The following is a 5,702-nucleotide window of genomic DNA, read 5'->3' as shown; positions in this document are numbered from 1 at the left end:
GTCTGGGGCGACCTCGCGGCGGGCGCGGTCGGCGTGGTGCTGATCGCGGACGTGGACGACGAGGGCCGTCCAGGCCACGACTTTCCCGCAGTCGTCCGGTACGCGGTCGAAACGCTGCACCGGCAGGCGGCGGCGATGCTGCAGCAGGAGCCGGACCTGGCCCAGGTGGAGGAGCTTGTCGCCACCACTCTCGTGGCTGGTACGGCTCGCCCCGGCGCCGAAGGCATCGAGGTCTCCCTGTTCCGGGTCGGTGACTCAGGCGCCTGGGTGCTCGACCTGACCCGGCCCCGGTTCCATCCCCTGTTCGGCGCGAAGACCGAGGGGGACGTGGTCGCCACCTCGGTCACGGCCCTCCCCAGGGTGCCGCGGAAGCTGGAGCAGTGGTTCGGGAAGCTGGTGCCCGGACAGGTCCTGCTGGTGGGGACCGACGGTTTCGGCGATCCGCTCGGCGACGGCGACGGCCAGGTCGGCGCGCTGTTCGCCGAGCACCTGGCCGCGCCGCCGTCCCCTCTGTGGCTGGCCCACCTGCTCGACTTCTCCCGGGAGACGTTCGACGACGACAGGACCTTGCTGGCCCTCTGGCCGCGGAGCGAGACCCGATGAGCCGGACGGACCGCGCCACTCTCACTCTCGGACGGCGCCTCGGCCAAGGTGGGCAGGGGACGGTCCATGAGGTACTCGACCGCAAGATCAACGGTCAGTGGGACGTCGCCTACAAGGAGTACGATCCCGACGTCCTGCGCAACCTCGACGTCGCCGCCCTCACCGCGATGACGGACTTGATCGGCCGGCTCCCGGGGTGGGACGCGGCGTGGTTGTGCGACAGGACGGCCTGGCCCGCCGGGCTCGTGGAGGCGGGTGGCGCCGTCACCGGATTCCTGATGCGGTCTGTGCCCCACAGGTTCTCCTTCGACCTGCGGACCCTGTCGGGCACCGCACGGAAACTGACGACGCTGGAGTTTCTGCTCAACGATGACGCGTACGTCGGCCAGATCGGCCTGCGGGTCAGCGAACGCGACCGCCTGCTGCTGCTGGCCGACCTCGCCGACACGCTCGCCCGCCTGCACTCGATGGACATCGTCGTGGGCGACCTGTCGCCCAAGAACCTGCTGTTCGCCACGGAGGCGTCTCCGGAGTGCTTCCTCATCGACTGCGACGCGATGCGGCTGGCCGGAGTGGAGGCCCTGCCTCAGGTGGAGACGCCCGACTGGCAGATCCCCGCCGACGAGCAGAAGGGCACGCCGCAGAGCGACGCCTACAAGTTCGCGCTGCTTGCCATCCGCGTCTTCGCCCGCGACCAGGCCTCCACCGACCCCGGCCGGCTGGCCGCCGTCAGCCCCGCACTGGCCGACCTCGCGGCGGCAGGGCTCCACCAGCCCCCGCTCCACCGGCCCGTTCCCGCGCAGTGGGCCGCGGAGCTGAGGCAGGCCGCACCGTCAGCCTCCACCACGCCCACCGTCGTACCGCCGCCCCCTCCCAGCCCTCCGCCTTCCCCCGCCCCCTCATTACCACCACAAACCAGCCCCAACCCCACCCGGTCGACGAAGGTCGGCCTCGGTGTCGCCGCGGGAGTCATCGGTCTGGTGCTCGCCGCGGTGGCCGTGAACTCCTCGGCCAAGGGCTCGAACGAGGAAAGCTCGAACGTGGCGTCCTCCAGCACTCCGTCGTACTCCCTTGCTCAGCCCTCCTACACCTACTCCCCTGACCCGTCGCCTTCGGAGGAGCCGACTTCGGAAGAGCCGACCGAGGAGCCGTTCAGCCCCGCCGACCTCGACGACAAGGACACCGACACGACCCCGTTCACAGTGGGGGCGCTACTCCCGGACTCCTTCACGACCGCCAAGGGTGTGCGCTACAACCTCAAGGCGAGTGGGGTGGACAAGTGCCCGGACACGTACCACGCCAGCAATATCCGCACGGCCCTCCGTAAAGCAAGCTGCACCAAGATGATCTCGGGTGCCTATGTCAACCCGAACGCGTCGGCGGGCAGGCGGATCATGGTGTCCGTGTGGGTCGTTCCGCTGAAGAATTCGGACAGGGCCGACACCGCGTACTCAAGGCTCGACGACGCCTATGCGGATGCCTGGGGCATCGTGTGTCCCAGAAAGGGCCCAGGAGCCGGCCTCTGTGACTCGGGCAGCTGGAACAACGCGCAGACGTACGGGTGGAGTGGATACACCCACCGCTATCTGATCCACACCATGGCCATCTACACGAATCGCGCCACTGCCACCAGTGCGAGGCCGTGGCTCAAAGACGCCTCCAAGGCGGCATTCAACGCGGTCGGGCCCATGGTCTATCACGACGGTGACTGACATCTGTCATGCGGCTCCGCGTGTTCCGCGGCCCTGCGACGCCTCCCAGTCCACCGAGGACGGGCTGCCCTACGACCACGCGCCGAACGCCATCATCCAGACGCCGATGAACGACAGAAACAATCCCCCGGCCACATATCGCCGGCGTATGCGCACGTGGCGGTTCCGTGGGGCAGACAGCACCGCGATCGTCACAGATGCGGATGCGAACACCGCCGGAATGCCCATGACCACGGCGATCACGAATCCCGTAAGCCCGAAGATCATGGCCGAATAGTAGTGGACTCCGGCCGACGCCGTACGGGCGACTGAATCCGAACGTCCGGAACCCGCCACCAAGGATCGTTACCCGTACGATTTGGCGACTCCGTCGAGCAGGTGCTCAAGAGTGTCATAGGAAGGGGTCTCGACCACATCGATGAGATCCGTCGCGACGTGCACGTTGTGATCTGCGGTGACCTTGGCGAACTGGGCGGCATCACCGGAGCGGAACCCGTGCTCGGCAGCGAGCCTCTGCAACTCCGGGTCGGTGCTCAGCAAGCGTCCGACGCGGTCGCCGGACGCGTTGAGCGGCACCAGTGTGTGCTCGGACAGCACGGTCGGTGACGGGTACATCAGTACCATCCCCGGCTTGATCTGCCCCCGCGCGGCGGCGTCGACGAACTGTGCCTCGTAGATCCAGACCATCGGTGTCGGGCCCATGCCCACCGTGAGGTATTCCTTGAACGGGCCCTCGGAGGTGTTGTCGGTGTAGCCCTGGCCGGTGAAAAGCTGGGACACCAGGGGCAGCACATTCTTTTCGGCGGTGGCGCCGTGCACGATCGTGCCGCCATTCGCGACATAGCCGGCGATGGCCAGGTACATGGCTGCGGAATTCGAGGTGCGCGGGTCCGTCGTGGAGACCAGGATGTTCTTGCGCACGGGATAGACGGTGTTGCCCGTGAGCTGGTCCCACTGTACGTCCGTGGTGACCAGCTCGAGGTAGCGGTCGACGTTGAAGGTCAGGACGGGTCCCTTTTTCACGACGCCCGCCTTGCTCAGCAGGTCCGCGATCGGCTGGAACGTCGCGATGGCCATCGGCGAGGAGAACGGCGTGTATTTCGCACTGACGTGACGCTGGCGCTGGATCCGGTCGCCCGCCGGTGCGCTCGACGGGAACGCGAAGTCGTACCGTCCGAGGTCGATCGAGGTGGCGATCTGGCGTGAACCCGCCGGATCGACTTCGACCTTCACCCCCTTGTCCGCGAGGGCCTTCTGGACTCGTGGATCCTCGAAGAACGCCTTCTTCTCGGAGCCGATCACACCGCGCACGGTCGTGAGCGGGGGCGGGGACGGGGTTTCCTCTTGTCCGGTGTTCACGACTACTACGGCGGCGACCACGGCAACCGCGACCACGCCCAGCGCAAGAAATCCCTTACCACGGACTCGCGCCAGCTGAATTCGCGCCGGCCGGGTGGCTTCCGGAGAGTTACTTCCACCTGTGTCAGGGATGTCGCCGATGTCATCCGATGGCGTTTTCACCGCCGTCGCGGGACGGGTGTCCGCCGCGACCTCCGGGCGAAGGTCACCGGTAGCTTCCGGACTCGCCTCCGCCAGTTCCCGGCGAACCATGCGTTCGACCAGGATGGGGACGAAGTCCCTGACGGGATGGCCGTCGAAGCGGCGATGGATCGTCTCCACCGCGCCCTCGACATGTTCGGCGGAGTGAGTGCCGGCAAAGACCTGGACCAGGTGATCAGTCGCTCGACGTAGCGCCTGTTCCTCGCGGAGGGTGTCGACACTCACCAGCATCTCCTCGGCTTCTCATTTGTCAGGTAGCGCGGCACACCGCCGTGCCGGAACGCGCCGCGCCAACCTTATAGGGGTTTTCGGCCGAGTCGATAATCGAGTCAATGACTTATTCAAAATCGCAGGAGACGCCAATGCGACCGAGCGCCTCAATAACCTGTCGTTCACCTTGCGGTGGATTTCGTTGACGAAATTAATCGTGATCGTCAGGGCTCGTTCATTAAAATGACCCGCGAACGGGATCCGTATTCCATTCGTGCGGCAGGCCGTCCCCCGTCACCGGGCCCCCAAGTCAGTCAGGTGGCCCCGTGTGGTCTTCGTCGAAGATGTCGGAGGCCGATCGGACGATGAGCGGGTCGGGGGTGCCGACCACCTCGTGGTCCTTGTTGTCGTAGTCGAACAGGCTCAGCACATAGCGCATCGCCTCGAGCCGGCCACGTTTCTTGTCGTTGCTCTTGATGACTGTCCAGGGCGCCTCGGGGATGTCGGTGTTGAGGAACATGTCCTCCTTGGCGGCGGTGTACTCGTCCCATTTGCTGAGCGAGGCCAGGTCCATCGGGGACAACTTCCACTGCCGGACGGGGTCGACCTGGCGGATGATGAAGCGGGTGCGCTGTTCGGAGCGCGTCACCGAGAACCAGAGCTTGACGAGGTGGATGCCGTCGCGTACCAGGGCGCGTTCGAACTGCGGCGCCTGCAGCATGAACTCGCGGCATTCGACCTCCGTGCAGAAGCCCATCACGCGCTCGACCCCGGCCCGGTTGTACCAGGAGCGGTCGAACAGGACGATCTCTCCGGCGGCGGGCAGGTGGGCGATGTAGCGCTGCAGGTACCACTGGGTGCACTCGCGTTCTGAAGGCTTCTCGAGCGCGACCACGGTGGCACCGCGGGGGTTGAGGTGCTCCATGAAGCGCTTGATCGTGCCGCCCTTGCCCGCCGCGTCGCGGCCCTCGAACAGGATGACCAGCCGCTCGCCGTTCTCCTTCACCCAGTACTGCAGCTTGAGCAGCTCGATCTGGAGCAGCCGCTTGAAGTAGTCGTATTCCTGGCGGCTCAGGCGTTCGGGGTAGGGGTAGTGCTCGCGCCAGGTGTCGACCGGGGTGCCGTCGGGGCGCAGCAGTACGGGATCGTCGTCGTCGCTGTCGTCCACCATCAGGCCCGGGGTGGCGTCCAGAAGGAAGAGCTGCTCCACGTCGACCGCCTCGCCTCTATCGTGTTGCCTCGCCACCCCGTACCCGCCAGGCGCTCAGTGGAACTGCGGGACGATCAGGTAAATGCCGTACAGGACCACCGCCGCGCAGGCGGTGAAGCACAAGACGGCCGCGGCCAGCCCGCCGGCGCCGCTGCCGGTCCCTTGTTCCTGGGCGGACTGCCGCGCGGCGACCGCCAGCGCGCCGAGCGAGAAGACCAGGACGACCACCACGCTGACGGCCAGGCTGACGACGAAGACCTGGCCCAGGGCGGCCCACTTGATGTCCATTGGCGTTCCTTTCAGACGGCGGCGGGGACTTCGTTGACGTTGCCCGCGTGGACGGGCTCGCGGCGGCTGGCCGCGTAAAGTCCCGCGGCGGCGGCGATCGCCACCAGCGCGGCGATGGC

Annotated in this window: 6 protein-coding genes; 2 read left to right on the top strand and 4 right to left on the bottom strand. The window is 66.8% G+C overall.

Annotated elements, in window-relative coordinates:
- Together AB0J09_RS54490 and AB0J09_RS54485 are read left to right on the top strand one after the other, a co-directional pair.
- Positions 1-603: hypothetical protein (locus AB0J09_RS54490; RefSeq protein WP_360710142.1), on the top strand; the 603-nt coding region annotated here is incomplete at its 5' end.
- On the top strand, positions 600-2,315 hold the full coding sequence (locus AB0J09_RS54485) for a hypothetical protein (protein WP_360710140.1): 1,716 nt from the start codon (positions 600-602) through the stop codon (positions 2,313-2,315). The genes AB0J09_RS54490 and AB0J09_RS54485, both read left to right, overlap by 4 nt.
- A gap of 69 nt (positions 2,316-2,384) precedes the next feature.
- Here AB0J09_RS54485 and AB0J09_RS54480 read toward each other — a convergent pair whose 3' ends face one another.
- The 4 genes from AB0J09_RS54480 to AB0J09_RS54465 form a co-directional block, all read right to left on the bottom strand.
- Positions 2,385-2,582 carry a hypothetical protein gene (locus tag AB0J09_RS54480; protein ID WP_360710139.1) on the bottom strand — a complete coding sequence of 66 codons (198 nt, stop codon included), beginning with the start codon at positions 2,580-2,582 and terminating at the stop codon, positions 2,385-2,387.
- A 78-nt stretch (positions 2,583-2,660) separates the two neighbouring features.
- On the bottom strand, positions 2,661-4,100 hold the full coding sequence (locus AB0J09_RS54475) for a three-helix bundle dimerization domain-containing protein (protein WP_360710138.1): 1,440 nt from the start codon (positions 4,098-4,100) through the stop codon (positions 2,661-2,663).
- Between the two features lie 295 nt (positions 4,101-4,395).
- Positions 4,396-5,295 (bottom strand): polyphosphate kinase 2, encoded by a 900-nt coding sequence (gene ppk2, locus AB0J09_RS54470; protein WP_360710136.1) that lies wholly within the window; start codon positions 5,293-5,295, stop codon positions 4,396-4,398.
- A gap of 54 nt (positions 5,296-5,349) precedes the next feature.
- A complete protein-coding gene (locus AB0J09_RS54465) occupies positions 5,350-5,583 on the bottom strand; it encodes a hypothetical protein (protein WP_360710134.1) in 234 nt (77 codons plus the stop codon).
- Positions 5,584-5,702 lie beyond the last annotated feature (119 nt).

This window comes from Nonomuraea sp. NPDC049784, from assembly GCF_040659615.1.
Taxonomy (GTDB): Bacteria; Actinomycetota; Actinomycetes; order Streptosporangiales; family Streptosporangiaceae; genus Nonomuraea.
The sequence above is the reverse complement of the archived record's forward strand: the minus strand, read 5'-3'. Positions and strand labels throughout refer to the sequence as shown.